19 protein-coding genes are annotated in these 24,964 nt (G+C 69.8%); 10 read left to right on the forward strand and 9 right to left on the reverse strand.

From position 1 onward, the window contains the following. Window positions 1-142: 142 nt before the first annotated feature. The 3 genes from ACZ60E_RS02335 (at window position 143) to ACZ60E_RS02345 (ending at window position 4,173) form a co-directional block, all read left to right on the forward strand. On the forward strand, window positions 143-1,639 hold the full coding sequence (locus ACZ60E_RS02335) for an APC family permease (protein WP_469437188.1): 1,497 nt from the start codon (window positions 143-145) through the stop codon (window positions 1,637-1,639). Next, window positions 1,639-2,754: an alcohol dehydrogenase catalytic domain-containing protein gene (locus ACZ60E_RS02340; protein WP_469437190.1), complete on the forward strand. Its 1,116-nt coding sequence runs from the start codon at window positions 1,639-1,641 to the stop codon at window positions 2,752-2,754. Before ACZ60E_RS02335 ends, ACZ60E_RS02340 begins: the two co-directional genes overlap by 1 nt. An 84-nt stretch (window positions 2,755-2,838) precedes the next feature. Continuing rightward, window positions 2,839-4,173 carry an NAD-dependent succinate-semialdehyde dehydrogenase gene (locus ACZ60E_RS02345; protein WP_469437192.1) on the forward strand — a complete coding sequence of 445 codons (1,335 nt, stop codon included), beginning with the start codon at window positions 2,839-2,841 and terminating at the stop codon, window positions 4,171-4,173. 66 nt (window positions 4,174-4,239) lie between these two features. On the opposite strand, the gene ACZ60E_RS02350 is transcribed toward ACZ60E_RS02345, so the two are convergent. Both ACZ60E_RS02350 and ACZ60E_RS02355 read right to left on the reverse strand, forming a co-directional pair. Continuing rightward, on the reverse strand, window positions 4,240-5,019 hold the full coding sequence (locus ACZ60E_RS02350; RefSeq protein WP_469437194.1) for an SDR family NAD(P)-dependent oxidoreductase: 780 nt from the start codon (window positions 5,017-5,019) through the stop codon (window positions 4,240-4,242). Window positions 5,020-5,105: 86 nt separating this feature from the next. Further along, window positions 5,106-5,924 (reverse strand): SDR family NAD(P)-dependent oxidoreductase, encoded by an 819-nt coding sequence (locus ACZ60E_RS02355; protein ID WP_469437196.1) that lies wholly within the window; start codon window positions 5,922-5,924, stop codon window positions 5,106-5,108. A gap of 108 nt (window positions 5,925-6,032) precedes the next feature. Between ACZ60E_RS02355 and ACZ60E_RS02360 the strand changes: the two genes are divergently transcribed. Genes ACZ60E_RS02360 through ACZ60E_RS02385 form a run of 6 tightly spaced genes read left to right on the forward strand, consistent with a single transcriptional unit; the run spans window position 6,033 to window position 11,895 of the window. Then, window positions 6,033-6,905, forward strand: a complete 873-nt coding sequence (locus ACZ60E_RS02360; RefSeq protein WP_469437198.1) for a fumarylacetoacetate hydrolase family protein — start codon at window positions 6,033-6,035, stop codon at window positions 6,903-6,905. Window positions 6,906-6,909: 4 nt separating this feature from the next. Continuing rightward, window positions 6,910-7,764 (forward strand): fumarylacetoacetate hydrolase family protein, encoded by an 855-nt coding sequence (locus ACZ60E_RS02365; protein WP_469437200.1) that lies wholly within the window; start codon window positions 6,910-6,912, stop codon window positions 7,762-7,764. Next, window positions 7,761-9,047, forward strand: coding sequence for an amidohydrolase family protein (locus ACZ60E_RS02370; RefSeq protein ID WP_469437202.1), 1,287 nt, complete (start codon window positions 7,761-7,763; stop codon window positions 9,045-9,047). The genes ACZ60E_RS02365 and ACZ60E_RS02370 overlap by 4 nt, the downstream gene beginning before the upstream one ends. Continuing rightward, the gene (locus ACZ60E_RS02375; RefSeq protein ID WP_469437204.1) at window positions 9,044-10,483 is read left to right on the forward strand and encodes a carboxylesterase/lipase family protein; all 1,440 of its coding nucleotides are present in this window, start codon (window positions 9,044-9,046) and stop codon (window positions 10,481-10,483) included. The genes ACZ60E_RS02370 and ACZ60E_RS02375 overlap by 4 nt, the downstream gene beginning before the upstream one ends. A gap of 42 nt (window positions 10,484-10,525) precedes the next feature. Then, complete coding sequence (locus ACZ60E_RS02380; RefSeq protein ID WP_469437206.1) at window positions 10,526-11,089, forward strand: carboxymuconolactone decarboxylase family protein; 564 nt, start codon at window positions 10,526-10,528, stop codon at window positions 11,087-11,089. Beyond that, the gene (locus ACZ60E_RS02385) at window positions 11,086-11,895 is read left to right on the forward strand and encodes an SDR family NAD(P)-dependent oxidoreductase (RefSeq protein WP_469437208.1); all 810 of its coding nucleotides are present in this window, start codon (window positions 11,086-11,088) and stop codon (window positions 11,893-11,895) included. Before ACZ60E_RS02380 ends, ACZ60E_RS02385 begins: the two co-directional genes overlap by 4 nt. A gap of 63 nt (window positions 11,896-11,958) precedes the next feature. Here the strand turns inward: ACZ60E_RS02385 and ACZ60E_RS02390 are convergent, their stop codons facing one another. After that, on the reverse strand, window positions 11,959-12,699 hold the full coding sequence (locus ACZ60E_RS02390) for a GntR family transcriptional regulator (protein WP_107014712.1): 741 nt from the start codon (window positions 12,697-12,699) through the stop codon (window positions 11,959-11,961). Window positions 12,700-12,851: 152 nt separating this feature from the next. Here ACZ60E_RS02390 and ACZ60E_RS02395 point away from each other — a divergent pair, with 152 nt between their 5' ends. Then, window positions 12,852-13,826: an alpha/beta fold hydrolase gene (locus tag ACZ60E_RS02395; RefSeq protein ID WP_469437211.1), complete on the forward strand. Its 975-nt coding sequence runs from the start codon at window positions 12,852-12,854 to the stop codon at window positions 13,824-13,826. A 68-nt stretch (window positions 13,827-13,894) separates the two neighbouring features. On the opposite strand, the gene ACZ60E_RS02400 is transcribed toward ACZ60E_RS02395, so the two are convergent. From ACZ60E_RS02400 to ACZ60E_RS02425, 6 genes are all read right to left on the reverse strand, one after another. Next, window positions 13,895-15,883: a hypothetical protein gene (locus tag ACZ60E_RS02400; RefSeq protein WP_469437213.1), complete on the reverse strand. Its 1,989-nt coding sequence runs from the start codon at window positions 15,881-15,883 to the stop codon at window positions 13,895-13,897. 290 nt (window positions 15,884-16,173) lie between these two features. Beyond that, window positions 16,174-17,592, reverse strand: a complete 1,419-nt coding sequence (locus ACZ60E_RS02405; RefSeq protein ID WP_469437215.1) for an erythromycin esterase family protein — start codon at window positions 17,590-17,592, stop codon at window positions 16,174-16,176. A 170-nt stretch (window positions 17,593-17,762) separates the two neighbouring features. Next, window positions 17,763-20,780 carry a 3-keto-alpha-glucoside-1,2-lyase-like domain-containing protein gene (locus ACZ60E_RS02410; RefSeq protein WP_469437217.1) on the reverse strand — a complete coding sequence of 1,006 codons (3,018 nt, stop codon included), beginning with the start codon at window positions 20,778-20,780 and terminating at the stop codon, window positions 17,763-17,765. A 223-nt stretch (window positions 20,781-21,003) separates the two neighbouring features. After that, the gene (locus ACZ60E_RS02415) at window positions 21,004-22,287 is read right to left on the reverse strand and encodes a hypothetical protein (RefSeq protein ID WP_469437220.1); all 1,284 of its coding nucleotides are present in this window, start codon (window positions 22,285-22,287) and stop codon (window positions 21,004-21,006) included. Between the two features lie 111 nt (window positions 22,288-22,398). Further along, a complete protein-coding gene (locus ACZ60E_RS02420) occupies window positions 22,399-23,946 on the reverse strand; it encodes a protein kinase domain-containing protein (protein WP_469437222.1) in 1,548 nt (515 codons plus the stop codon). Between the two features lie 19 nt (window positions 23,947-23,965). Further along, window positions 23,966-24,730 carry a serine/threonine protein kinase gene (locus ACZ60E_RS02425; RefSeq protein ID WP_469437224.1) on the reverse strand — a complete coding sequence of 255 codons (765 nt, stop codon included), beginning with the start codon at window positions 24,728-24,730 and terminating at the stop codon, window positions 23,966-23,968. Window positions 24,731-24,964: the final 234 nt, after the last annotated feature.

A 24,964-nucleotide genomic window follows, 5' to 3' on the forward strand; every position in this document is an offset into this window, starting at 1 on the left:
ATAAGCGTTGCTGTCCGAATACCGCCGGCCGCGGTCCGAGAACCGCCCCTCGTCCGCCCCTCGGTGTCACGCCACGACGGACCGGGAAGGCCGGACGGCCGCCCGCACGCGCATCACTGTCAGGAAGCGTCAGGAGACGAACGTGGACGACACCCGCACCGATGCCGGTGAACTCGCCGAATACGGCTATCAGCAGGAGCTGAAACGGACCCTGTCCGCGTGGGCCGTCTTCGCGATCGGGTTCGCGACGATCTCGCCCGTGGTCGGCATCTACGCCGTCGTGCAGCTGGGCTTCGTCTTCGCGGGACCCACCTGGATCTGGGCGGTCGTCGTCGCCTTCCTCGGCCAGCTGCTGGTCGCCGTGGTCTACGCCGAGCTGTCCTCCCAGTTCCCGATCACGGGAGGCGTCTACCAGTGGGTGCGCAGACTGGGCGGTCCACGCCTGGGCTGGCTGGTGGGCTGGATCTACCTCGCCTCGGCCGTCGCCTCACTGACGACCGTGGCCTACCTGGGAGCGACCTGGCTGTACATGCTGGCCGGTGACGGCGTCCCCTCGCCCGCCCTGCACGTGCTCCTCGGCGTGGTCTTCGTCGCCGTCGCGCTCGGCATCAACCTCCTCGGGGTCAACCCCGTGAAGCACTTCCTGAACGCCGGCATCATCGCCGAGGGCGTCGCCTCCATCGCCGTGAGCCTGATCCTCCTGCTCTTCGTACGACACAACGGCTTCGGCATCCTCTTCGAGACCCTGGGCGCGCAGGACGTCTCCGGCGGCTCCGTCACGGCCGGACTGCTGACCTGCCTCGCGGTCGCCGGCTGGGCCTTCCTCGGCTTCGACGCGACCACGCAGGTGGCCGAGGAGACCGAACAGCCCCGCCGCAGCGTGCCGCGTGCCCTGCTGCGCGCCTACCTCTTCGTCGCCTTCACGGTCCTGCTGACCGGCCTCGCCGTGACGCTCGCGCTGCGCCGCCCCGAGGACGCCGTCTCCGGCGCGATCGTCGACCCCGTCTTCGAGGCCGTGACCCAGGGCCTCGGCGGCTGGAGCGAGAAGCCGTTCATCGTCGTCGTCCTGATCGCGTTCTTCGCGTGCGCCATCTCCATCCAGACCTACATCGGCCGCGCCGTGTACGCCTTCGCCCGCGACCGCCAGCTGCCCTTCTCCACGACGCTCGCGACCGTCGGCCCCCGCCAGATCCCGTACGTCTCGCTCATCGTGACCGCCGTCCTCGCCGGGCTCGGCCTGCTGCTGGGCCTGAACGGCAACGCGGCGGCCACCCTGATCGCGTTCGGCTCCGGCGGCTTCTACTTCGTCTTCCTGGCGGTCGCGGTCGTGGCCCTCGTGGCCCGGCTCGGCGGACGCTGGAACCCCGCCGCGGGCCAACTGCGACTCGGCCGCACCGGGCTCGTCGTCAACGTGCTCGCCGTCCTGTGGCTGCTGTTCGAAGCGGTCAACATCGCCTGGCCGCGCACCGAACTCGCCCCCGTCGGCGGCAGCTGGATGCAGGTCTGGGCCGTGATCCTGGTCTTCTCCGCCCTCTTCGTCATCGGCCTCGTGTACGTCGTGGTCGCCAAGCCCCACACCAAGCTCGCCCCGCGTCCGGCCACGGACGGCCCGACCGCAGAAGAAGTGAAGGCGTCCTGATGCCGTCGAAGTCCTCCCCAGCCGAGTCCTCCACCGCCATCGTCTTCGACCCCGAGGCAGGCCTCGGCACGCGCGAGGTGACCCTGCGTCCCGCCGGTCCCGGCGAGGTCGAGATCGAGGTACGCGCCGCCGGTGTGTGCCACTCGGACCTGCACATCGTGTCCGGGGACTGGCCCACCGACCGCCCGCTCGTCCTCGGGCACGAGGCCGCGGGCGTGGTCACCGGGGTCGGCCCCGGGGTCACCTCCGTGCGGCCCGGCGACCATGTGGTGCTGTCCTGGTTCGCGCCGTGCCGCCGCTGTCGCAAGTGCGTGGCCGGTCAGGGCTGGCTGTGCACCGGCACCAAGGCCGTCGCCAACACCCTCCCCGACGGCACGACCCCCTTCACCGACGCCGCCGGCGAGGCGGTCTGGCCCTACCTGGGCCTCGGCGCCTTCACCGACCGGCTGGTCGTCCCGGAGACGGCCGCGGTGAAGGTCCCCGAGGAACTGCCCTTCGGTATCGGCGCGTTGCTCGGCTGTTCCATCACCACCGGGATCGGCGCGGTCGTCAACACCGCGGGCGTACGGCCCGGTGAGTCCGCGGTCGTCATCGGCACCGGCGGAGTGGGTCTCTCCGTGGTGATGGGCCTCGCCCTGGTCGGCGCCGACCCGATCATCGCCGTCGACCTCTCGCCCGAACGCCTCGAAGCGGCACGGAAGTTCGGCGCCACGCACACCCTCGACGGGGCGCGCGACGACGTGGCCGCCTGGTGCCAGGAACAGCTCGGGGGAGTGGACTACGCCTTCGAGGCGATCGGCAGCCCGAAGGTCGTCGAGACGCTTCCGGCCATGCTCACCTCCGGCGGCGCGGCCGTCCTCGTCGGTATGGCGGCCACCGGCGCGACCGGCTCGTTCGACCTCTTCGACCTCGCCGACCAGGGAAAACGTATCCTTGGCTGCAACTATGGTTCCAGTGTCGGCGAGCTGGACATCCCCAAGCTGGCCCGTCTGTACCTCGCCGGCCGCCTGCCGCTGGACGACCTGGTCGGGAAGATCCGCCCGCTGAAGGAGGCACCGCTCGCGTTCGACGACCTCCGGTCCAACACCGGAGTGCGGACGATCCTCGAACCATGACGGTACGGCCCGGCCCGTGACACGCGGGCCGGCCGCAGCCCCGTACCCCCGCCCGACCATCACCACGCAGCACCTGGAGATCGCATGTACGCCGTCACCGACCCGGCCACCGCAGAGGTCGTCGAGACCTACCCGACCGCCACCGACTCCCAGGTCGCGGCTGCTGTCGACACCGCCCACGCCGCTGCCGCATGGGGCCGTTCCAGTACGGTCACCGAGCGGGCCGCCCTGCTGCGCAGGCTCGGTGACCTGCACGCGGAACACCAGGACGAACTGGCCGCGAGCATCGTGCGTGAGATGGGCAAGCCCCTCGCCGAGGCGGAGGGCGAGGTCGGCTTCTGCACCGAGATCTACCACTACTACGCCGACCACGCCGAGGCGTTCCTCGCCGACGAACCGCTCGACGTGACGTCCGGAGAGGGCAGTGCCGTCATCCGGCGCAGCCCGGTGGGTGTCCTGCTCGGCATCATGCCGTGGAACTTCCCCGCCTATCAGGTCGCCCGCTTCGCCGCCCCGAACCTGGCGATCGGCAACACCATCGTCCTCAAGCACGCCCCGCAGTGCCCCGCCACCGCCGCCCTGCTGGAGAAGCTGTTCGCCGAGGCGGGCTTCCCGGCCGGGGCGTACGTCAACGTGTACGCCACCAACGAGCAGATCGCCGACGTGATCGCCGACCCGCGCGTCCAGGGTGTCTCGCTCACGGGCTCCGAGCGGGCGGGCTCCGCCGTCGCCGAGATCGCCGGCCGCCACCTGAAGAAGGTCGTCCTCGAACTCGGCGGCTCCGACCCGTTCGTCGTCCTGTCCACCGACGACCTCGACGCCGTCGTCGACTCCGCCGTCGCCGCCCGCCTCGACAACACCGGCCAGGCCTGCAACGCGGCCAAGCGTTTCGTGGTCGTCGAGGGCCTGTACGAGCAGTTCGTCGACAAGTTCAGCGCACGGCTCCTCGCCGGGGAGACGGGCGCGCCCCTGTCGTCCGTGGCCGCCGCCGAGAACCTCGCCCGCCAGGTCGACGCGGCCGTCGCCGAGGGCGCGACCCTGCACAGCACCGGCCGGCGCGACGGGGCCCACTTCCCGGCGGGTGTCCTCACCGGACTCACCACCGAGGACACCGCCGCCCGCCAGGAACTGTTCGGCCCGGTCGCCATGGTCTTCGCCGCCACCGACGAGGACGACGCCGTCCGCATCGCCAACGACACCCCTTACGGTCTCGGCTCCTACGTCTTCACCACCGACCCGGCCCAGGCCGCGCGGGTCGCCGACCGGATCGAGGCCGGCATGGTCTTCGTCAACGGTGTCGGCGCCGAGGGGGCCGAACTGCCCTTCGGCGGCATCAAGCGCTCGGGCTTCGGACGCGAACTGGGCCGTCCGGGCATCGAGGAGTTCGTCAACAAGAAGCTGATCCGCACGGTGGCGTAGCCGACCGCGACCGGTGAACCGTGGCGGGATGGCGGCGGCCTTCGGTGAAGGAGCGCCGTCCTCCCGTCACGCGCCGATCATGTTGTAACCGCCGTCGGCGATCAGGAAACCGCCGGTGATGTGGTGCGCGTCCTCCGTGGCCAGGAACAGCGCGGCCCCCGCCAGCTCCTCCGGGCCGGGGATGCGCCCCATCGGAGTCGCCTTGCGCAGCTGCTCCCCGCGCCCGTTCTTCCAGTCCTCGCGGCCCAGCGTCGCGGGCGTCTCGATGAACCCGGGCGCGAAGACGTTGACCCTGACGGCAGGGGCGAAGGCGTGCGCGTACGACTTCGTCAGCCCGATGATCCCGTACTTCGCGGCGGCGTACTGAGGCGCCCGCGCACTGCCCCGCGCCACCACCGTCGACCCGATGTTGACGATCGAACCGCCCCCCTCCTGCTCCAGCATCCGTGCGCCGAACTCGTGCGTGCACAGGAGCGTGCCCTTGATGTCGACCGCGAGGACATGGTCGACGGACTCCTCGGTGAGGTCGCGCCAGGACATCTGCTCGCGGGCCACGTCTCCGACGTTGTTGACCGCCACGTCGAGCCGGCCGAACGCCTCCCACACCTCGTCCGCCATGCGCCTGATCTGCTTGTGCTCGGCTATGTCGGCCTGGACGACGACGGCCTTGCGGCCCAGCGCGGTCACGCGCTCGGCGGTGGCCGCCGCGCCCGCCCGCGAACTGCGGTAGTGGATCGCGACATCGGCACCCTCCTGGGCGGCCCGGACGGCGATCTCGGCACCGAATCCGGTGCCGGCGCCGGTGACGAGCACGGTCTTGTCGGTGAATCGCTGCGAGTTGGTCATGACGGCTCCTTGGGGTGTCGGGAGGGTCGGGCGGCGGGTCGGGACGCGGCTAGACGGGTACGGCGGGCGGTCGGGTGACCTGTGCGTCAGACGAGGGTCCGGCCGCCGTCCGCGTACAGCACCTGTCCGGTGATGAAAGCGGCCTCGGCGGAGGAGAGGAACAGGGTGGGACCGACCAGATCCTCGGGGCGGCCGAGCCGTCCGGCGGGCACCAGGGCCTCCATCGACGCGCGCGTGCCCGGTGTGGCGAGGTAGGCGCGGGTCAGGTCGGTCTCGGTGTAGCCGGGGGCGACCGCGTTGACGGTGACACCGTGGGGCGCCCATTCCCGGGCCATGACCCGCATGAGTTGGTTGATGCCGCCCTTGGTCGCCGCGTACGGCGCGTGGTCGCGATGGGCGAGCAGCCCCGACACGGAGGACAGGTAGACGACGCGGCCGTAGCCGCCGGGGACCATGACGTTGCCCACGGCCCGGCCCAGCCAGAAGCCGCTGCTGAGGTTGATGGCGACGAGGCGTTCCCAGACCTCGTCGGGTGTCTCCAGGACGGGACGGCGGTCGTTGGTGCCGACGGCGTGCACGAACACGTCGAGTCCGCCCAGGAGTCCGACGGCGTCCGTGACCGCGTCGTGGCAGGCGTCGGCGGAGGTGAGATCCACACTCAGGCCGCGCACGGTACCGCCGGCGCCGTGTGAACTGCCCGTCCCGCCGGTACTGACCACACCACCCCCGCCACCCGTACTGCCTGTACCGCCCGTGCGTGTGACCTGGGCCAGTTGTCCGGCGTCCCGGTCCAGCACGACCACGTCCGCGCCCGCGTCCGCCAGGGCCTCGATCACGGCGGAGCCGATGCCGCCCGCACCGGCCACGAGCGCGCGTGTGCCGGTGAAGTTCCACGTCGTCTTCATGCTGCGGACCGTAATCGACCTTCGTTCAATGTGTCCACACTTGACGCCACTGTTGACGTGAATACCGGAATCATGGAGGCTGAGTGTCGACAGTTACGAGGAGGTCAGATGAAACTGGTGACGTTCGACGACGGACTCGTGGGCCGCCTGGACGGCGACACGGTGATCGAGCTCGACGTTCCGTCGACCCGGGTGTTCTTCGAGCGCGACGGCCAGGTCGCCGAGACCGGGCGGACGTATCCACTCGCCGACGTCCGGCTGCGCGCGCCGATCGTGCCCAAGAAGTTCTTCCATACGGCCGGCAACTTCCGCGAGCACCACGAGGACCTGGTACGGGTCGACTGGTCGCACCCGGTCAACAAGGGCATCGTGTTCTTCCAGAACGTGGACGCGATCATCGGCCACGACGAGCCGATCGTGTACCCGGCGAACCTGACCCGGGAGGTGGACTACGAGCTCGAACTCGCCGTGATCATCGGCAAACCCGGCAAGTTCTTCACCGCCGAACAGGCCGTCGAGCACATCGGCGGCTACCTGGTCTTCAACGACATCACCGCGCGCGACATCCAGCGCAAGGAGATGGAGTCAGGTGTCTTCTCCTTCTCCAAGGCCATCGACACCTTCTGCCCGATCGGCCCGTACATCGTGACCGCCGACGAGATCGACGACCCGCACGACCTGGACATGGAACTGCGCGTCAACGGTGACGTACGGCAGAAGTCGAACACCTCCCGTATGTCGGTGTCGATCCCTCAACTGGTCGCCTATCACTCCCCGCAGACCTACAGCGCGGGCGACCTCATCACCACCGGCACCATCGCCGGAGTCGCGGCGAGCACCGAGGACCCCTTCGCCAACTACCTGAAGCCCGGCGATGTCGTCGAGGCCGAGATCGAGCGTCTGGGCGTGCTGCGCAACCGTGTCGTCTCCTGGCAGGACGCGTACGGCACGTCCGAGCCGCCCGCGGAACAGTGGGTGTGAGGCCATGCGGATCGCCAACCTCGCTGGCCGCCTCGCCCTGTTGACCGACGGTGGCGACGGCGGTGACGGCAGCGGTGCCGTGGACGTGTCTGCCGGCGGCTTCGACACCGACCCGGCCGCCGTCTTCGGTCAGTGGGACGCCCTGCTGCGCTGGTCCGCCGGCGTCGACCCGGCGACGGCCGTCCCGTACAAGGAGTCGGACCTGCGCGCACCCGTCCCCGAGCCGCGTCAGATCTTCGCCGTCGCCCTCAACTACCGCCCGCACACGGCGGAGGCGGGGTACGAGGAGCCGGCCGAGCCGCTGGTCTTCACCAAGTTCCCCAGTTGCCTGACCGGCCCGTACGACACCATCGACCTGCCGCCCGGTCATGTCGACTGGGAACTGGAGATGGTCGCCGTGATCGGCCGCGATGCCTACCGGGTGCCGGAGGAGGACGGCTGGGACCCGGTCGTCGCACTCACCGTGGGGCAGGACCTGTCCGAGAGGATCGTCCAACTCGCGGGCCGCCCGGCCCAGTTCTCGCTCGGCAAGTCCTTCCCCGGCTTCGGCCCGGTGGGACCCGCACTGGTCAGTGTCGACGAACCGGCCGACCGCGACGACCTGGAACTGACCTGCGAACTCAATGGGGAGACCGTCCAGCACGACCGCACCTCGAACATGATCTTCCCGGTGCCACGGCTGGTCGCCCACCTCAGCGCGATCTGCCCGCTGCGCCCGGGCGACCTGATCTTCACCGGGACCCCGGCGGGAGTCGGCAACCGGCGTACACCCCAGCGCTTCATAGGGACCGATGACACCCTCGTCAGCAGAATCGGAGACCTGGGCGAGATGCGGCACACCTTCAGGAGCGCACGATGAGCGACGGCAGGCCGAGCGTCAGGACCAGCGCCAGGACCGGTGACAAGACCAGCGACCGGACCGGTGACCGGACTGTCTTCACCGGAGTCCGGGTCTTCGACGGAACGGGACGTGATCCCTTCCCCGCCGAGGTCCTCGTCGAGGGCGAGCGCATCACCGCCGTCGCCTCCCGGATCCCGGCCGGCGGCCTGGCGGGGGCGCGGATCGTGGACGGCGGAGGGGGCACCCTGATCCCCGGCCTGGTCGACTCCCACACCCACCTCGGTTTCGGCTCCACCGTCGAGCACCGCTCCCGCCGCCGTGACGAGCCCGACGAGGAGAAGGCCCTGCTGGTGGCCCACGCGGGCCGTGTCCTGCTGGACCAGGGCTTCACCAGCGCGTACTCCGGCGGCAACCGTCTGCCGCGTACCGAGACGGCCGCCCGCAAGGCGTTCGACGAGGGCTGGATGCCGGGACCACGCTTCAAGGCGGCCTCCTGGGAAGGCACCGCAGGCATGGTCGAACCGGGGGTGTACGACTTCCCGGGCATCGACGGCCGGGCCTCCGACCCCGAGTCGGTGAGCCGCTTCGTCGGGGAGATGGCGGACCTGGGTGTCGACATCGTCAAGCTGTCGCTGTCGGGCGAGAGCGCGGTGGTGCAGGGCACCTCACGGATCGTGCAGTTCACCGAGGAGGAGGTCGCGGCGGCAGCGGCGGTGGCCCGTGAGCGCGGCGTCTGGCTGACGGCCCACGCCCACGCGGCCGAGTCGATCAAGATGGCCGTACGCCACGGCATCCGCGCGGTCTACCACTGCACCTTCGCCGACGAGGAAGCCCTCGACCTGCTGGAGGCCGCGCGCGACCGGCTGTTCGTGGCGCCGACCCCCGGCATCATTCACGCCAACCTGCACGAGGCCGACAGCGAGCCCGAGCCCGGCATGGAGGTCGAGGTCACGCAGAAGGCGGTCCGGGAGGTCGTCCCCGAACTCGTCCGGCGCGGCATCCGTGTCGTCCCGGGCGGCGACTACGGCTTCGCCTGGAACCCGGTCGGCCGCAACGCCCGAGACCTGCAGCTCTTCGTCGACTGGTTCGGCTTCACCCCGGCCGAGGCACTGCGCGCGGCCACCGAGTACGGCGGCCAGGTGATGGGCATGGGCGACGAACTGGGCCTGATCCGGGAGGGATTCCTCGCCGACCTGGTCCTCGTCGACGGCGACCCATTGGACGACATCAGCATCCTCCAGGACCGCGACCGCCTCCTGGCGATCATGAAGAACGGCTCGCTGTACAAGGCACCGGCGTGACTGGCCGGGGTGTGAGCGTCGCCTCCCGGATTCCGGCCGGAGGCGCCGGCGCTCCCCGGGCGCGCACCGGCGCCGGGCGGCTGGTGGGGGAGTGGGACGGCCAGGTCGCCGTCTTCCGGGGCATCCCCTTCGCCGAACCCCCGGTGGGCGACCTACGCTGGCGGCCACCTCGGCCCGCCGCCCACTGGGACGGCGAGCGCGGGGCCGAGCAGTTCGGTCCGGCGCCGCTGCAACCGCAGCCGCCGAGCGACTCGGTCATGTACCGCACCAACTTCGCCGACCGGCGCGCGCTGGTGATGAGCGAGGACTGCCTGTACCTCAATGTGTGGACACCCGATCCGGCGCCGGGCACGGGCCTCCCTGTCATGGTGTGGATCCACGGCGGCGGCAACCGCTACGGCCACGGCTCCCAGGACATCCACGACGGCCGCGCCCTGGCCGGCCGAGGTCTGGTGGTCGTCACCCTCAACCACCGGCTCGGCGCCCTCGGTTTCCTCTCCCACCCGGGCCTGGCCGCCGAGGACGACCTCGACGCCTCCGGCAACTACGGCCTCCTCGACATCGCCGCCGCCCTCACCTGGGTCCGTACACACATCGCGGCCTTCGGCGGCGACCCCGACCGGGTCACCCTCGCGGGCAACTCCGCGGGCGCCGCCCACATCTGCCACCTGATGGCCGCACCGGCGGCCCGTCCCCACTTCCGGGCGGCCCTGGGCCAGAGCGCCTCGGGCGTGGGCCGGGCGGAGGGCCCGCTGCCCGGACAGGGCGAGGCACAGAAGCGGGGACTGGCCTACGCGGAGGAGTTCGGCGGCCGGGACATCGACGGGCTGCGCCGCGTCTCCGGAGTGGAACTCATCGTGCGCGGTCACTTCGGACCCGTCGTCGACGGCAGGATCCTCACCGAACCGACCGACGACGTCTTCGACACGGGCCGCCAGCACCGGGTCCCGCTCCTGGTGGGCACCAACCGCGACGAGGGCACGGTGTACGCCTCCGCGGACCAGGACACCGGGGCCGTGGGCGACGCACGGTTCGTGGGACCCGTCTGGCAGTGGGCGCGATCGCACGCCGCGACGGGTACGCCGACCTGGATGTACCGGTTCGAGCGGCGGCCTCCGCTGCCGCCCGGCCTGGCCGAGCAGTCCGACCTTCCCGACCTGGGCGCTTACCACACGGCCGAACTTCCCTACGTCCTCGACAACCTCGATCGGCGGCCCGACTGGCCCTGGCAGGACACCGACCGGCGACTGGCCGCGCTGATGGCCGACACCTGGGCACGCTTCGTCGCCACGGGTGATCCGGGCCGTACCGGTCCTCGGGGCGACCCGGACCTGCATCACTGGCCCCGGTTCACCGGACCCGACACCTCACCCGCCCTGTTCTTCGGCGACACCGTGCGCCAGGACGTCCTGCGCCGGCCCGCCCCACCCGGGTGAGCACGCGCGGACCGACCTGGGGATCTCAGAAGGGAACGGCCCGTGGCTCGACTCCCGGGTACCGACGGAGCCGGTGACATCGCGGAGCGCATCCGCGAGCGGCGCGGTGGCACACTGCGCCCACTGGACCGGATGCTGCTCCACAGTCCGCAGGTGGCGGACGGCTGGAACAGTCTGCTGGGCGCGGTCCGGCAACGTATGACCCTGCCCGCCGACATCCGTGAACTCATCGTCCTGCGCATTGCCGTCCTCAACCGGGCCCCTTACGAATGGGCCGCCCACGAAGGCGACGCACGTGCCGCCGGACTCGACGACCGGCACCTCGACGCACTCCGTGCCGAGGACGCCGCCACCCATCCCGACCTCGACGAACGGCGGCGCCGGGTCGTCGCCTACACCGACGCCATGACCCGTGACGTCCATGTACCCGCCCACGTCTTCGACGCCCTGCGCCCGCACTTCGGCCCAACCGAACTGGTCGAACTGACCGTCACGGCAGCCGCGTACAGCATGGTCTCCCGTTTTCTGGTCGCGCTGGAGGTGGAGCTGCCGACGGCTCCGTCCCCGCAACCCGATCCCTACGTCGTTCCCAGGAGGACAACGTGACCGCTCCCCGTTCCGGGCCCACGGCAGAGCCAGGTACCGGTCGGCTGCACGGCAAGGTCGCCCTCGTCACCGGCGCAGGTGCCGGTATCGGTCAGGGATGCGCGCTGCTCTTCGCGGAGCAGGGCGCCACCGTGGTCGGCTGCGACGTGGACCCGGCCGCCGCCGAGCGCACCCGCAAGCTCGCCGCCGACCGTGGTCTGGCCGTCGAGGTGTTCGCCCCGCTGGACATGACCGACCCGGCCGACGCCCGGCGGTTCGCCGACGAGGCGTTCGCACTGCACGGCCGCGTGGATGCCCTGGTCACCGCCGGTGCCATCGCTCCGCACATGGCGACCGCGGCCGACATGGACTTCGACACACAGTGGACGCCGACCATGCGGGGCGAGGTCGATGTCGTCTTCCTGCCCGTGCAGGCCGCCTGGCCGCACCTGGAGGCGTCCGGGGGCGGTTCGATCGTCAACTTCGCCTCGGTCAACGCCTTCCGGGGCAGTGGCACCTTCGGGATGGTCGCCCACTGCGCCGGCAAGGCCGCCGTGCTCGGGCTGACCCGTCAACTCGCCGTGGAGGGTGGCCCCTTGGGCATCCGGGCCAACACCATCTCGCCGGGCATGGTCCGCACCCCCGCCACCGAGTCGGCCGGCGCGCACGAGGGCGCGGCCCAGCAGGCACTGCTGGCCCGTATCCCGCTGGGCCGGGTGGGCAGGCCCGATGACATCGCCTGGTGCGCCGTCTATCTGTGCTCCGACGAGTCGACCTGGGTGACGGGCGGGAACTTCCCCGTGGACGGCGGAGTGCTCGCCAAGTGAGCGGCCGAGCAGGTCGCGGAGGTCAGGGAGGGGCGGGTCAGGAGGGGCAGGTCAGGCCGGGTGTCAGTCGGCCGAGCGGCGTTTGCGGGCTGCCTTGCCGCTGCCCGGGGTGTCCTGCTCGATCTGTTCCTCCACGGCCCGCAGCGCCCGCACGGTCGCACCGGCGATCAGCGCCGAGGCGAGTTCCCCGTCCCGTTCCTCGCAGGCCTGGATGAGCCGTTCCTGGTCGTCCACGCTGTAGGCCAGACGGCCGGGACGGGTCAGGCTCAGGTGCCGCAGCATCAGGGTCCGCAGGGCGAGCGAGTCGAGGATCTGCTTGAGGGTGGTGTTGCCCACGATCTCGGTCATCCGCTCCTGGAGCAGCACATGACTCCAGAAGTACGCGTCCACGTCGGCGGCGTCGGCGAGTTCGCGCATCGCCTCCACCCGGGTGCGCAGCTCGGTCAGCTCGGCGTCGGTGGCCCGCTGGACCAGCAGTCCCGCCAGCATCGACAGCAGCTGACGGCGTACTTGGTAGATGTCCTTGATGTCCGTGAGGGAGGGGGCGGCGACCCGGGGGCGGCGCCGGGCCTTCATCTCGACCAGGCCCTCCTGTTCGAGCAGCATGAGGGCCTCGCGCACCGGGGTGCGGCTGGTGTCGAACCGGCGGGACAGCTCGACGCTGTTGAGGTCCTGGCCCGGCTGGAGCCGGCCCTCGATGATGCCGGCGCCGACCCACTCGGCGATCTGCGCCACCAGTGGTTCCCGTCGGTCCCGTAGCCGCAGCAGTCGCTCCAGCACCAGGTGCGTGTCCTGATCCGACATGCGCCGTGTCCCCCTGTTTCGGGTCCAGAGATCTTCAAAGGTGGCTCAACGGTGTCGACACTACCGCATGAGGAGATCAGTCCCGGCGGCGATCAGGTACCCCCTGTCGACACCTGTGAGGAAGCGCAAAGGGAATGCATAGGAGGAGAAGAGTGGAGAACGACAGCAGGATTCCATCGTCCGTCCCGGGCCTCAGCAGGCGGGCCGTGGTCGGCGGAGCCGCCCTCGCCGCGCTGACGACGACCGGCGCGGTCGCGGGAACCGCCCGTGCCACCACCGGTTCAGGCCTTCCCTGGCGGCCGGTGCCGGTACCCGCCCAGCGGCCCGTCACCGAGTACCAGGTGCCCGTGGCCGGCGGCGGCAGTCTGTGGTGCTGGGACACCGGCGGAAGCGGCGAACCGGTCGTGCTGCTGCACCCCGGCTCCGGCAGCGGGGAGAGCTGGCCGTACCAGCAGCCCGTCCTGGCCGCCGCAGGTCACCGTGTCATCGGCTACTCCCGGCGGGGCGCGTACCGTTCCGTCGCCGGCACCAAGGCGGAGGCCGACACCGCGTCCGGGGACCTCGACACGCTCGCCGACCAACTCGGACTCGACCGGTTCCATCTCTCCGGCTCGGCCGCCGGGGGCCCGTTGGCGATCGACTACGCCCTCGCGCACGAGGACCGGCTGCTCAGCCTGACCGTCTCCGGCAGCATCATGGGCGTACAGGACGCCGCGTATCTGGAACTGACCGAGGCGCTCCAGCCGGACCCGTTCGGGGACCTGCCCGTTGCCGTCAAGGAACTGGGGCCCTCCTATCGCGGCGGTGACCTGGACGGAGTGGCGGCCTGGCTGGCCATCAACGCCCGCGCCCGGACCGCCGACGCCTTCGCGCAGTCCCTCGCGCACACCATCACCTGGGCGGTACTGGAAACACTGACACTCCCGGTCCAGCTGATCACCGGGGACGGCGACCTGTACAGCCCGCCGTCCCTCATGCGTCTCAACGCCCTGCACCTTCGCAGAGCGCGGACCCATGTGGTCGACGAGGCAGGGCACAACCCGCACTGGGAGCAGCCCGCCGCCTGGAACCGCCTCCTGGTCACGTTCCTGAAGAAACACGCCCTTGGGAAGCACGGCCGACGCTGACAGGAGCGGTACGACGCACTCCGGCCCCCGGGATGTACCGCCACCCCGGGGGCCGGTTCACGTCCGGCTCACGCCACCGTCAGCGTGAGGGCCCCTGTGTAGGAGTGGCCCGCCTCGATGGCGGTGGGTGTGCCGTCGACCGTGAGCGTGACGGTCCTGCCCCGCGGGGCCTTGACGGTCGCGTCGGCGGCCAGGGTCAGCGCGCTCAGATACGAGGTGCCGGTCACCGTCCAGCTGGAGCCGCTGCCGAGGGTCACCACGACACCGTTGTTGACGACCGGGGACACGGTGTTGGTGACCTCGCTGATCTCCCGGTACTCGGCGATGGTGAGGGTGGGGACCCGGTGCTTCGTGGTGGTGGCGGAGATGACGCCCTTGAGGGTGGTACGGGTGAAGTGCAGGACCAGGTTCTGCCCCTGGAGACCCGCGTTGCCGCCGCCCCGGACCGCGTTGTAGAAGTCGCCGCTCAGCTTGATGTCGGTGAAGGAGGCGGTCGCGTCGGTGGCCTGGGCGCTGGTGGTGACCCAGGTCGACGACTTGGCGGGGGAGCCGGTGGGCTCCGTGTAGGTGCCGGTCATCTCGGTCTTCCAGGGCTTGCCCGTGACCGCGACACTGCTGGGCCGGTCGGTGTCCATCAGCTGGAAGATGACACCGTTGCCCGGGTCGAGGGTGGCACCCTCGGAGCCGTCGACGCTGACCCTGGCCGCGACGGCCTTGCACATGAAGGTGGACTTGCCCGTGGTGACCCGGGTGCCGCCGTCGACGGTCACCGAGCCGGCCGCGTACCAGAGAACCATGAAGCGGCCCGCCTCGATGACGGTCGGGCGGACCGGGAGGTTCCTCAACTCGGCTTCGGTGAGGCCGATGTGCAGGGAGTCGTTGAGTGCAGCGACGGCTTCCTTGGTGCTGTCGCCGTAGTGGGCCGAGGCGCCCCAGTGGATGAGGGCGTAGTCGCCGACGTCGAAGGTGCAGCCGAGGAAGTGTTCGGTGACGCTGCCGATGGCGTAGGAACCGTAGCCCTGGCCCTTGGTGTTGCCGATATGGCTGTTGATCGCGGTGAGGGTGCACTTGCTGCCGCCGTCGACGGACAGGGCACCCCATTTCTCTGATGTGATCGAGGAGTTGACGTATGACGCCCGGGTGCTCGCGCCGAGCAGGTTGGTGGTGCGGACGTTGCCCGACAGGCCCAGCATCCACGGCACGGTGATCATGTACCGGGTGTCGCCGGTCCCGGTCGCCGGATACTCGTCGGGTACGTGACTGCCGTCGGCGCAGTGGAGTGTGGAGTTCTTGACGACGACGTTGGCGGTGGCGTCGGCGATGACCGCGGTGCGCACCACGCCCTCGTTCTTGATGACGGCCCCGTCGACGACGAGGTTGGTGCCCTCTCCGGTGCCGACGACGGAGGCGCCGTACCCGATGAAGTCGCAGCGGCCGTTGCCGTCGAAGGCGATCCGCGGCCTGGTCAGGGTGTAGGAGCCGCCGCCCGTGACGTACACGCCGTTGTACGACTCGCCGTTGGACAGCAGGGTGATGTCGCGCGCGGCGGTGTCGGTGACGGTGCCGCCGCGTACGTTGGAGGGCACGGACTTGGTCTCGTCGACACCGGCGGAGTCGACGTAGAGCGCCTGCCGGATCGGGAAGCTGAGGTCGCTGAAGGGGACGTCGTTGGCCGCGGCGACGTCCAGGACCACCTTGCCGCGGTAGGTGCCGGCGGCGACAGCGGTGGCCAACCCGCCGTATCCGTCGGTCAGTTCGCTCAGCTTCGCGCCCGTCTCCACGCCGTTGACGGTGAGGGTGAGGCGGTACCCTTCCGGGGCGGCGACGACCCCGCCCTCCTCGATGACGAGCCGGCTCACCGTGGTGGTCGCGGTGAGTTCCAGGGTCTCCCCGGAGCCGACGACGAGGGTCCTGCCGCCCTTCACGGAGTGCGCCGTGGTGTGCCTGTTGGAATGTGCCGAGGCCGGGGTGGTCAGCGCGGGGGTGACCGCGAGTCCGGCGATCGCCACGAGGAGAGCGCGGGGGCGGGCCCGGTAGGTGACGTCCTGGTCCAGCACGGACGCTCCGGCCGGCCGGTCCGCACCTGGACTGCTTCTGCGTACCACTGTGAACTCCCTTGTCTTCCAGTGCATTCGGGCATGGCCGACCGTCACCGGCGCGGCGAACGGCGAAGGTGGCGGTCGGCGGGCGAACCCATGGAGAAGGCCTGCAGGCGAGGTTCGACTGCACGGTACTGTCGACACTTAAAGGCCTACAAGGGGTGTGACGGCAATACATAGCTAGTTTCTGGCGACACTAGAGAGGGAGTTCCGGGAGATCCGGGCTTTCAAGCGGTCCCGTCCGAGGGTCAGGGAGTGCCCAGGTACTTGGTGGCCTCCACCTCGTTCAGATGAATGAGGATGTTGTGCGCCTTGCCGAGGCCGATCTTGTACGTCATCGGGTCGGGCCAGCCCGCGCCGATGTTGTACGTGACACGCGGCTTCGCCAGCCAGGCGCGGGCGGCGTTCGGAGCCGTACGCATGTCGAGGATGTAGTCCTCCTGGCGGACCTTGTCCAGGGTGTCCTCGTTGGAGCCCGCCGGAGCCGCCCCCACCCGATAGGTCCGCATCACGTTGTCGTCGGCGCCGAACGCCGCGAACGCGCCCTGGTGGAAGCTGAAGCCGATGCTGACGTAGTCCTTGCCCAACGCGTCGTGCAGGAAGGCCCCTTGGGTCTTGGGATACCGCTCGTCGAACGAGTCGTAGGACACATGGGTGTTGTGCGCCGACAGCAGGATCTTGTCGCCGGTGTGCTTGCGCCACCACGCCACGTTTTCGGCCATCACCTCGTCGCGCATCCTCATCATCTTCGTGACCTCGGTATCGTCGGTGATGTCGAGGGAGTACCCCTTGGCCATCTGGTGGATGGCCCGGGCGTGCTGCACGGCCCACAGGTGCGCCTGCCGGTCGCCGCGCGCAGGCCGCTGATCCCGCAGCAGCTCGTACACCTTCCGCGTCCGCTCCGACCGCTCCGCGCGCTCGGTGAGCGGCAGTTGGAGGTACTGCTCGCTGTAGGTGCCCGCATCGGTGGTCGGAGCCAGCCCGCGGTAGAGCTCGGTGACCTGCTCCAGCAGTCGCGGGTGTTCGCGGGCCACGTAGTCCGTCACCCGCTCGTACGACTCCGGTCCCGCGTAGCCCATGTCGTTGCCCATGAACTGCACCGGATCCTTCGGGTGGCTGCGGTTGTAGTCGCGCATCCACTCGATGAGGTCGATGTAGTCCTGGTTGTTCCAGATCCGGTACGCGCCCAGGAACTCCTCGCGCGCTATGTCCTTCAACTCGCCGTTGCCGTGCAGCACATACTCGTTGACCCGCACACCACTGCTCCAGGCCAGCTCCAGGGAGAACGTCCGGAAGCCCTTCTTCTCGACCAGGTAGCGGAAGACCCGGTGCTTCATCCGGAAGAAGTCCTGCGAACCGTGGGTGGCTTCGCCCAGGCCCACCACATCGGCGTCCCCGACCATCCGGCCCAGCGCGTCGAGGTCCCGCAGACTGCCCTCGGGATCGGTGCTCTTCAGGGTGCGGGCACTGCGCTCGATGGCGTCGACCACACTCTCCAGGCTCTGCCCGGAGGCCGCGGACCGGGACGCGGTCGTGGTGGTCGACGCCGAGACCGGAGCCGGCGCCGGCGAGCCCTTCACCGCGTCCGCGAGGGCGGGAGTGGCGACCGCCATGGCGCCGAGGGAGAGGAGGACCGAGGGAATGATTACTGCCTTGCTTCGCGTCATGCCCCTAGATTCCCGCGCGGACAGGGGGCTCCACGAACCCATACGCTGCCCGCCCCGAGGTACCGCAGGCACTACCGCCGACCCCCGGCAGACCCCACATGCGAGAGCCGGGCCCGGTGTCGACCGGGCCCGGCCTCGGATCAGTTCACGTCACTGCGCACCACTTCAGGTCATGTGAGCGGCTCCAGTGTGATGTTGCGGAACCGGACCTTGTTGCCGTGGTCCTGCAGCCTGATCGCCCCCGTCGACGGCGTCTCGGCCCGGCCCGAGGCAGTGGGGCTGTCGAGGGTGATGTCGTCGTGCACCTTCTGGCCGTTCCACACCACGGTCAGCCGGGCGTCCGCGGTCTTCTTGCCGCTGTCGTCGTAGCGGGCGGCACGGAACACGATGTCGTACGTCTGCCAGGTCTCGGGCGCCTTGGCCGCGTTGACGTCGGGCGCCTTCTTCAGATAGATGGCCCCGGCCTCGTTGGTGTCCAATGTGGTGTCACCGTAGGAGTCGAGGATCTGCAGCTCGTAGCGGTCCTGGATGAAGATGCCGCTGTTCCCGCGGTTCTGCCCGGTGACGTCGTCGGGCAGCAGCGGAACCCGGAACTCGGCGTGCAGCTTGAAGTCCTGGTACGCGTCGATGGTCCGGATGTCACCGCAGCACACCTCCATGGACCCCTCGTCCGCGAGCGGCCACTCCAGCCGCCGTCCGTCCGTGTGCTGCCACTGCGACTGCGAGGCCGCGGTCCCGTCGAAGAGGGCGGGGGACGCTCCCTTGGGCCGGACGGTGATCAGGTCGAGGTTGACATGACCGGTGTCCCCGGCCTCGAAGCGGTACGAGATGGTGTTGTCGCCCTTGCGCAGCTCCACCTGTTCGGTCTGCGTGGACCAGGAGTTCCAGTCACTGGTGGAGGCGAGCTTCACCTGCCGCAGCTTCTTCCCGTTGGCGTACAGGGAGAGCGACTTGGTGCCCTGGAACGGGTTGGGGCCGTTGGAATAGCGCAGGTTGACGTCGTACGTGCCCGACTTCTTGACCTGCACGTCGAAGGTCGTGGCGACCTTGCCCTCCGTGTTGTACCGCGCGACGAACCCGCTGCCGGAGTAGCCGGGGTGGTCCGTGGCGATGCCGGCCGTGCCGGTGAGCCGGGCCTCCTCGGCCTCGTACAGGGTGGCGGCGGGCGGCTGCTTGCCGGGCATGGCGTTGAGCGTGTACCAGGCCTCGGTGTTCCACAGCGACTCACCGGACTCGGAGGTGAAGGGGCGCGGGGAGCGCAGGTGCACGACCCGGCCGGGCTTCAGGTCGTCGAGCCGCAGCTTCACGGTGCGCTTGTCCTTGGACAGCTCGGCCGACCGGACGGGAAGCACCTCTTCGGCGATCTTCGGGCCGCCGTAGTCGCTGGTCGGGGTGTACCGCCACTGCTCGGCCTTGTAGTGCTTGGCCAGCTCCTCGGCCGTCTTCGCCGACACCGGCTGGGTGTACGTCAGGTCGAAGCCGCCGGGTACGGCACGCATCGTCTTGACGTCGAAGGTGTTGCCGCCGTTCGGCGTGAGCTTCTGCAGGCCGAACTTGAGCTTGCCCTCCTGACCCCAGTTGCCGTCCGCGCCCAGACCACCGGCGTAGATCGAACCGTCGGGACCGTAACTGAGGCGGTTCACACCCGCTTCGAGGCCCTGCGTGTAGCGGAACACGGCACCCTGGTACTGGCCCTTCACCTTCTCCAGGTACGCGCGCTGCAGACCGCCGTAGGTCACGTCGCCGATCAGCATCTGGCCCTTGAACTGGCCCTTCTTCACATACAGCGGTGTGGAGGGCGAGTTGGCGATCTCGTTCTGCGGCAGCCACAGCACCGGCGCGGTCGGAGTGGCCGCGTCGAAGGCGCCGGACGGCTCGGTGTAGTGGTTGAAGAAGCGGCCCTGCTTGACGTGCACGAGCTTCGACGAGGGCAGCCAGCCGCCCTGGTTGTCCGTCGCGAAGATCTCGCCCTTCGGACCCCAGCCGATCCCGTTCGGCGTCCGCAGTCCGCCCGCGATCGGACTGATCTTCCCGGTCTTCCTGCTGACCTTGTACGTGGTGCCGCGGCCCGGCGCCGGCTGCGGAACGGTGGTCGCGCCGCCCAGGTTGATGGAGACGGACAGGTTCACGTAGAAGTAGCCGTCGCGGTAGAGGAGTCCGAAGGCGAACTCGTGGAAGTTCTTGCCGTACGGCCACGTCGCGACGGTGCGGTGCTCGTCGGCCACGTCGTCGCGGTTCTTGTCGACGAGCCGGGTCAGTTCGTGCTTCTGCGAGACGTACAGCGAGCCGTCCACGTACTTGATGCCCATGGGCTCCCGCAGCCCGCTCGCCACCTTCTTGACGGTGACCTTGTCCTTGCTGGTGTCACCGGTCACGTTGTCGAGCAGGTACACCTCTCCGGCAACGTTGTCGGAGCCGCCCCAGGTGCTGATCGCCAGCCGTCCGTCGGGCAGCCAGTCCATCCCGGTGACCTGCGGTTCGAAACCGTCGGGGCGCAGATCGGTGAGCTTGAGGTCGGGGCGTACGTCGGTGAGCGGGAGGCCGTCGCCGGGGGTGTCGCCGCTCGCCTCGCACTCCTTGCGTCCCGGGGCCGTGACCCGTACGACCCCGGCGTCCGTGCTCAGCGCCTCGCGCGGCACGGTCGTGAAGTCGCTCGCGCCCGGCGGCTTCCAGGCCAGCCGCAGCTCCTGTCCGCCGTCCCGCTCGAAGTGGTCGATGCGCAGGGGGTGCGAGCCCGCCGTGAGCTGGACGGAGGTGTCCTTCGGCTCCGCGCCGTGGAGTCCGTCGTGGTCGATGACGGTGGTGCCGTCGATGCTCAGCCGGGACCCGTCGTCGCTGGTGAGGCGCAGGCCGTAGGTGCCGTCGCTCGGCACGACCAGGTAGCCGGTCACCTCCGACACGAACCGGTCGGAGAAGCCGCCGAAGTCATCGGTCGTCGACCAGTCCACCGTCGACTTGAGCGCGTCGTGGTTGGGGGTCTGGCCGGGCTTGAGGGTGCACAGCTTGCTCAGCGGCGTCTGCACGTCGAACACGCGCAGGGTGACCCCGGGCTCCTGGGGCGGGATGGCCGCGGCGGCGTTCGTGGCGGCCGAGGATCCCGGTGCGGCGAGGAGGCCGCCGGTCAGAACGGCCCCGGTCAGTAGAGAGGTGAGAAGTCTTCGGGCACGCAGGAACTGATGGTGGGACAACGGTCCTCCATGAAGCGGGACCGGACCGTGCCGGATTGCGTTCCGGTCTTCTCTGACGTGGCTGCGGTGCGCCGCCAACCTACGGGGCTTTCACTTGGCATGTCCATACTTTGTACTGTGAGTGTTCAAAGTCCTGCCGGCCGAACGAACCGTGGGGGCACCGCCGTTGAGCGGTGCCCCCACGGAGCCGATCACCGAGGCGCTGTTCCGGGTCCGGCGAACATCAGGAGGTGCAGACCGGCACGTCGGGCAGCTTGTTGTCCGGAGCACTGACATAGATGTTGGACATGTAGCCGCCGTACTGGGGCAGATACGCCCACCAGTTGTTGGTGTACGGCGGTACGGAGACGGTCTCGCCCTGCTTCTGGCAGCTGATCAGGACCTCCACACCGGCGGGCAGACGCGACTTGGAGCCCGACGTGGTGGTGGCCGCCCCCCGGACGGCCACCCGCTCGCCCCAGGTGCCGTACCACTTTCCGGCCGGCCTGGTCGCGCCGGGCACGTCGAGACTGCGGGTCAGCCTGCCGAGGTCGGTGTAGGCCTGGCCGTAGGTGGTGCCGAGCGGGTGCAGGGTGAGGACGGCGACGATGGTCCGGTCGCCCGTGCCGACCGTGCCGGTGGTGTGCAGGGCCGGCCGGGACAGGTTCACCGCGTCCGCGGCCTTCGTGTGCTGTGCGTCCGCCGACTTCGCTCTCACAGCCTCCCGGCCCGCGGACTTCGACGCCGCTTTCGCGTTCCTCGCGCTGTCCGGACCGCAGGTGCCCGTCTCGAACGCGCCCGACCAGCCCTGCTTGACGGCCCAGGGCCGGTCGAAGGCCCCGGCGATGCCGAAGTGCTGGTCGAAGGAGTCCGAGGCGCAGCGCGTCGACTGCCGCAGGTTGGACATGATGAACTCCCGTACGGGCGCCGCGGCCTGTTCCAGGATGTAGCGGTAGATCTTGACCGTGTCGCGGGCCGAGAGGGCCGTGTAACCCCAGAAGCCCTCGTATCCGGCGGGCGGACCGGCCGTGTCGTCCAGCGCGAGGTCCTTCTTCATGCGCTGGATGATCGCCGTGCCGCCGTTGACCTCCCAGTAGTGGTCGGCCGCGTCGTCGAGGCTGCTGCGGAGCATCGGTTCCAGCAGGGCGCGGTCCGCGGCCGGGATCGTGTAGTTCGGACCGCGGTCCCGGAAGAAGTCGAGCACCAGCAGCAGTTTGACGACGGATGCCGAGCGGAACTGCATGCTCGTGTTCAGCTGTTCGGTGAAGGTCCCTGTCTGCCGGTCGTAGACCGCGACACCGGCGGTGACATCGGCCGGGACCTCGACCTGGGCGGTCGCGGGGGACACCGAGCCCCCGGCGTCGGCCGTCGTGCCACCCGGTGCGGCCGGAGCGGCGGACGCGGTGGTGCCCGCCGTGGCCAGGCAGAGCAGCAGGGCGCCCGCCGAGAACAGTGCCCGCCGCGCCCCCTTCGGCCCGCTGCGGACGACCGCTCTCGGCCCGCTGCGGAGGGATGAGAAGTACCGCATGATCAGATGCCCCCTGTTGCGTACGGTGACGGAGTGATCCGCCGACGCTATGCGGGGGACGGCCGGGGCCGCTCCTGACGCATGTCAGGGGCGGCCCCGGGGCCTGCTGTGTCAGGCGGTGTACTCCTTGAGATTGGCGAGGACCTCGTCCACGTAGGGCTGTACGGCCTTCGGCACACCACCGGCCTCGATGACGGTCCGGTCACTCGTGCGGTAACCGGCTGCGATCAGACCGGGCAGGTTCTCCCGGAGGTCGTTCTGCTTGAAGCGCTGGTCGAGCCAGCAGGTGAACACGGACATCGTGCCGATGGCGTCGGCGGGTGACATGTAGTCCTTGTCCCCGTCGCGGTCCCCGTCCACCGCCCATGCCTTGAACACCGCGGGCGTCCACATGGCGATGCCGTGCTCGCCGGTGGCGGGCCGGGACGCCTTCGGGTCGAAACCGCTCTCGGCCTTGAGCATCGCGGCCAGCAGAGCGGGGGTGACCTCCTCGTCCGTGCACCGCTTCGCGGCGTCGGTGATGATCCGCCGCAGTGAGACGGGCACATCGGAATCGGCGGGGATGGCCCCGGGAAGCGCGGTGTCGGAGAGCGCGGTCGCCGTCGCCGAGGACTTCGACTTCTCCGGGGCGCCCCCGCCGTCGGAGGGTACGAAGGCCACTAAGGTGCCGGCGACGGCGGCACAGGCGGTGAGACCGGCGGCGAGCAGGACCGCCGGACGCCGGTACACGGGCCGGGGGAGACGTTCGGCGTGCAACGCCCCTACCCGGCGCGACAGTTCACCCGCGTCCAGGGCCGCTCTGGAGGCGTGATCGGGGGCCAGACACTCCCCGATCAGTCTGCGCCACTCCGGTTCGAGGGAGTCGTCCAGGCGGAGCGGGGCCGAACCGTTGGCATAGGCCTGGGCCGCCAGCGAGCGAGCCCGGGCCGTTCCGCCGGGGAACGGATGCATCCCACCGGTCAGCACCTGGTGTGCCAGCACACCGAACGCCCAGATGTCCGCCGTCTTGCGTACGGTCGTGCCGTGGACGCCGGTGCGCTCCGACCACCACTCCGGGGGCACGTGGTCGAGCGACCCCAGCGGCGGAACGTACGCGTGCGTGCCCTCCAGCTCCACGGTGAGCCCGAAGTCCGCGAGCCACACGGCCCGTTCGGGACCGAGGAGGATGTTCGCGGGCTTGAGGTCCGCGTGGATCCAGCCGTGCGTGTGCATGTGTGCCAGTCCGGAAGCCACCCCGCTGAGGATCCGCTCGGCCTCCGGCAGCGGATGCCCGGTCCCGCCGGCCGCCAGGAGGTCCTGGAGGCTGCGCTCCGCACGGTCCATCACCAGCGCGGTCATGCCGTCCAGTTCGGGCCGCTCGGGATCCCTCAGGGTCACGACCGCATGGGTGCGTACGAGATGGGGGTGGTCCGCCTCCGTACTGAACTGTGCTTCCTTGCGGGCCAGTTCCTCCATCGACGCGCGCTGTCCCGGGGTCAGCAGGTCGGTGCGCAGGAGCTTGATGGCGACGGCCGAGCCGCCCGCGGCACCGTCGACGACCTTCTCCGCCGCGTACACACTGCCCCAACTGCCCGAGCCGATCAGGTCGGTGATCTCCCAGTCCGAGATCCGGTAGCCGGGCGCGGGATCGAGCGGGGGAGTGGGATGCGAGTGGTTCATCCTGGGTGAGCCTTTCGGTTCAGCGTCTGACGGCTGGGGGGAGCAGAGCCAAGTGCTCTTCACGGACCAGATTGAACCGCAGTGCGAGGCTGACCAGCCGTTCGCGCTTGCCTCCCGCCTCGCCGTACGAACCCCCGGGGCCCTCCCGCAGCCGTAGCTTCGTGTCGGCGAGATAGTCGATGTGGTAATTGAGCGCGGACCGGGTCAGATCATGGCAACTCGGCAGCCGTCGCAGCCGTTCGAGAACGTCCCCCACGCCCGGGACGGCCGCGCTCGAAGGGGAGCGCAGCCGAGGTTCGCACAGGGCCAGCAGGACCAGGAAATACTTGGCCGTGGGGTTCAGCGAGAAGGGGCTCGTGGTCGGTTCTCCGGCGGAGCTGTCGCACCCGGCTTCCGCATACGCGTGCTGGGGTGCGAACACCTTGAATTCCATGGGGTTTTCAGCCGCGGGCAGAATTACCCGGGACAGCTCGAACGGGACGGGTGCACCAATCCGTCCCGGTGCGACACGGATGTGTTCCCCCGCGCCTTCGAGGTTCTCCACGACGTACGTCGCCTCGGCGCTGTAATTGGAAAGGCGCCAGTAGTCCTCCACTGCGGCGACCTGTCCGGCGCACCGCGACACCGCGGGGTCACGCAAAGGTATGGGCAGCGGTGTCCCGGGCTTCCCCCGCCCGAACTCGGCACTCTGGCCAGGGCTCAGCCGCACCAGACGCGGCTCGGGCCTGGGGTCGTCGGAGTGGCGGACGACGGCGTCGGAAAGCTGCACAATTACGGTGGTCACTGCGAATAGTCCCCAAATGGTCAGCGGCTCGACGGGTATTCGGCGCACGGTGCGGGAGGGTGAATGCGGGGTGTGCTCGGGTCTCGGTGAAATGTCAAGCAAAGCGCAGAGGTGGCAAGCCCGATACGTTTGACGCCGGGAGTGTGGCAGTAGTTCCCCGGAAGGGCACCTGAGAAGGGTGAATCGCGAAGCTCCGGTGGCGGGAAATCGCTTTCCGCGGCACATGTGCGCAAA

The sequence above is a fragment of the Streptomyces sp. NPDC102514 genome (genome assembly GCF_055584525.1).

Bases quoted from the DNA above. Each gene is read 5' to 3' on its own strand.
- ACZ60E_RS02340 (WP_469437190.1), top strand. From the start codon at position 1,639: ATGCCGTCGAAGTCCTCCCCAGCCGAGTCCTCCACCGCCATCGTCTTC.
- ACZ60E_RS02345 (WP_469437192.1), top strand. From the start codon at position 2,839: ATGTACGCCGTCACCGACCCGGCCACCGCAGAGGTCGTCGAGACCTAC.
- ACZ60E_RS02350 (WP_469437194.1), bottom strand. From the start codon at position 5,019: ATGACCAACTCGCAGCGATTCACCGACAAGACCGTGCTCGTCACCGGC.
- ACZ60E_RS02355 (WP_469437196.1), bottom strand. From the start codon at position 5,924: ATGAAGACGACGTGGAACTTCACCGGCACACGCGCGCTCGTGGCCGGT.
- ACZ60E_RS02360 (WP_469437198.1), top strand. From the start codon at position 6,033: ATGAAACTGGTGACGTTCGACGACGGACTCGTGGGCCGCCTGGACGGC.
- ACZ60E_RS02365 (WP_469437200.1), top strand. From the start codon at position 6,910: ATGCGGATCGCCAACCTCGCTGGCCGCCTCGCCCTGTTGACCGACGGT.
- ACZ60E_RS02370 (WP_469437202.1), top strand. From the start codon at position 7,761: ATGAGCGACGGCAGGCCGAGCGTCAGGACCAGCGCCAGGACCGGTGAC.
- ACZ60E_RS02390 (WP_107014712.1), bottom strand. From the start codon at position 12,699: ATGTCGGATCAGGACACGCACCTGGTGCTGGAGCGACTGCTGCGGCTA.
- ACZ60E_RS02405 (WP_469437215.1), bottom strand. From the start codon at position 17,592: ATGACGCGAAGCAAGGCAGTAATCATTCCCTCGGTCCTCCTCTCCCTC.
- ACZ60E_RS02415 (WP_469437220.1), bottom strand. From the start codon at position 22,287: ATGCGGTACTTCTCATCCCTCCGCAGCGGGCCGAGAGCGGTCGTCCGC.
- ACZ60E_RS02420 (WP_469437222.1), bottom strand. From the start codon at position 23,946: ATGAACCACTCGCATCCCACTCCCCCGCTCGATCCCGCGCCCGGCTAC.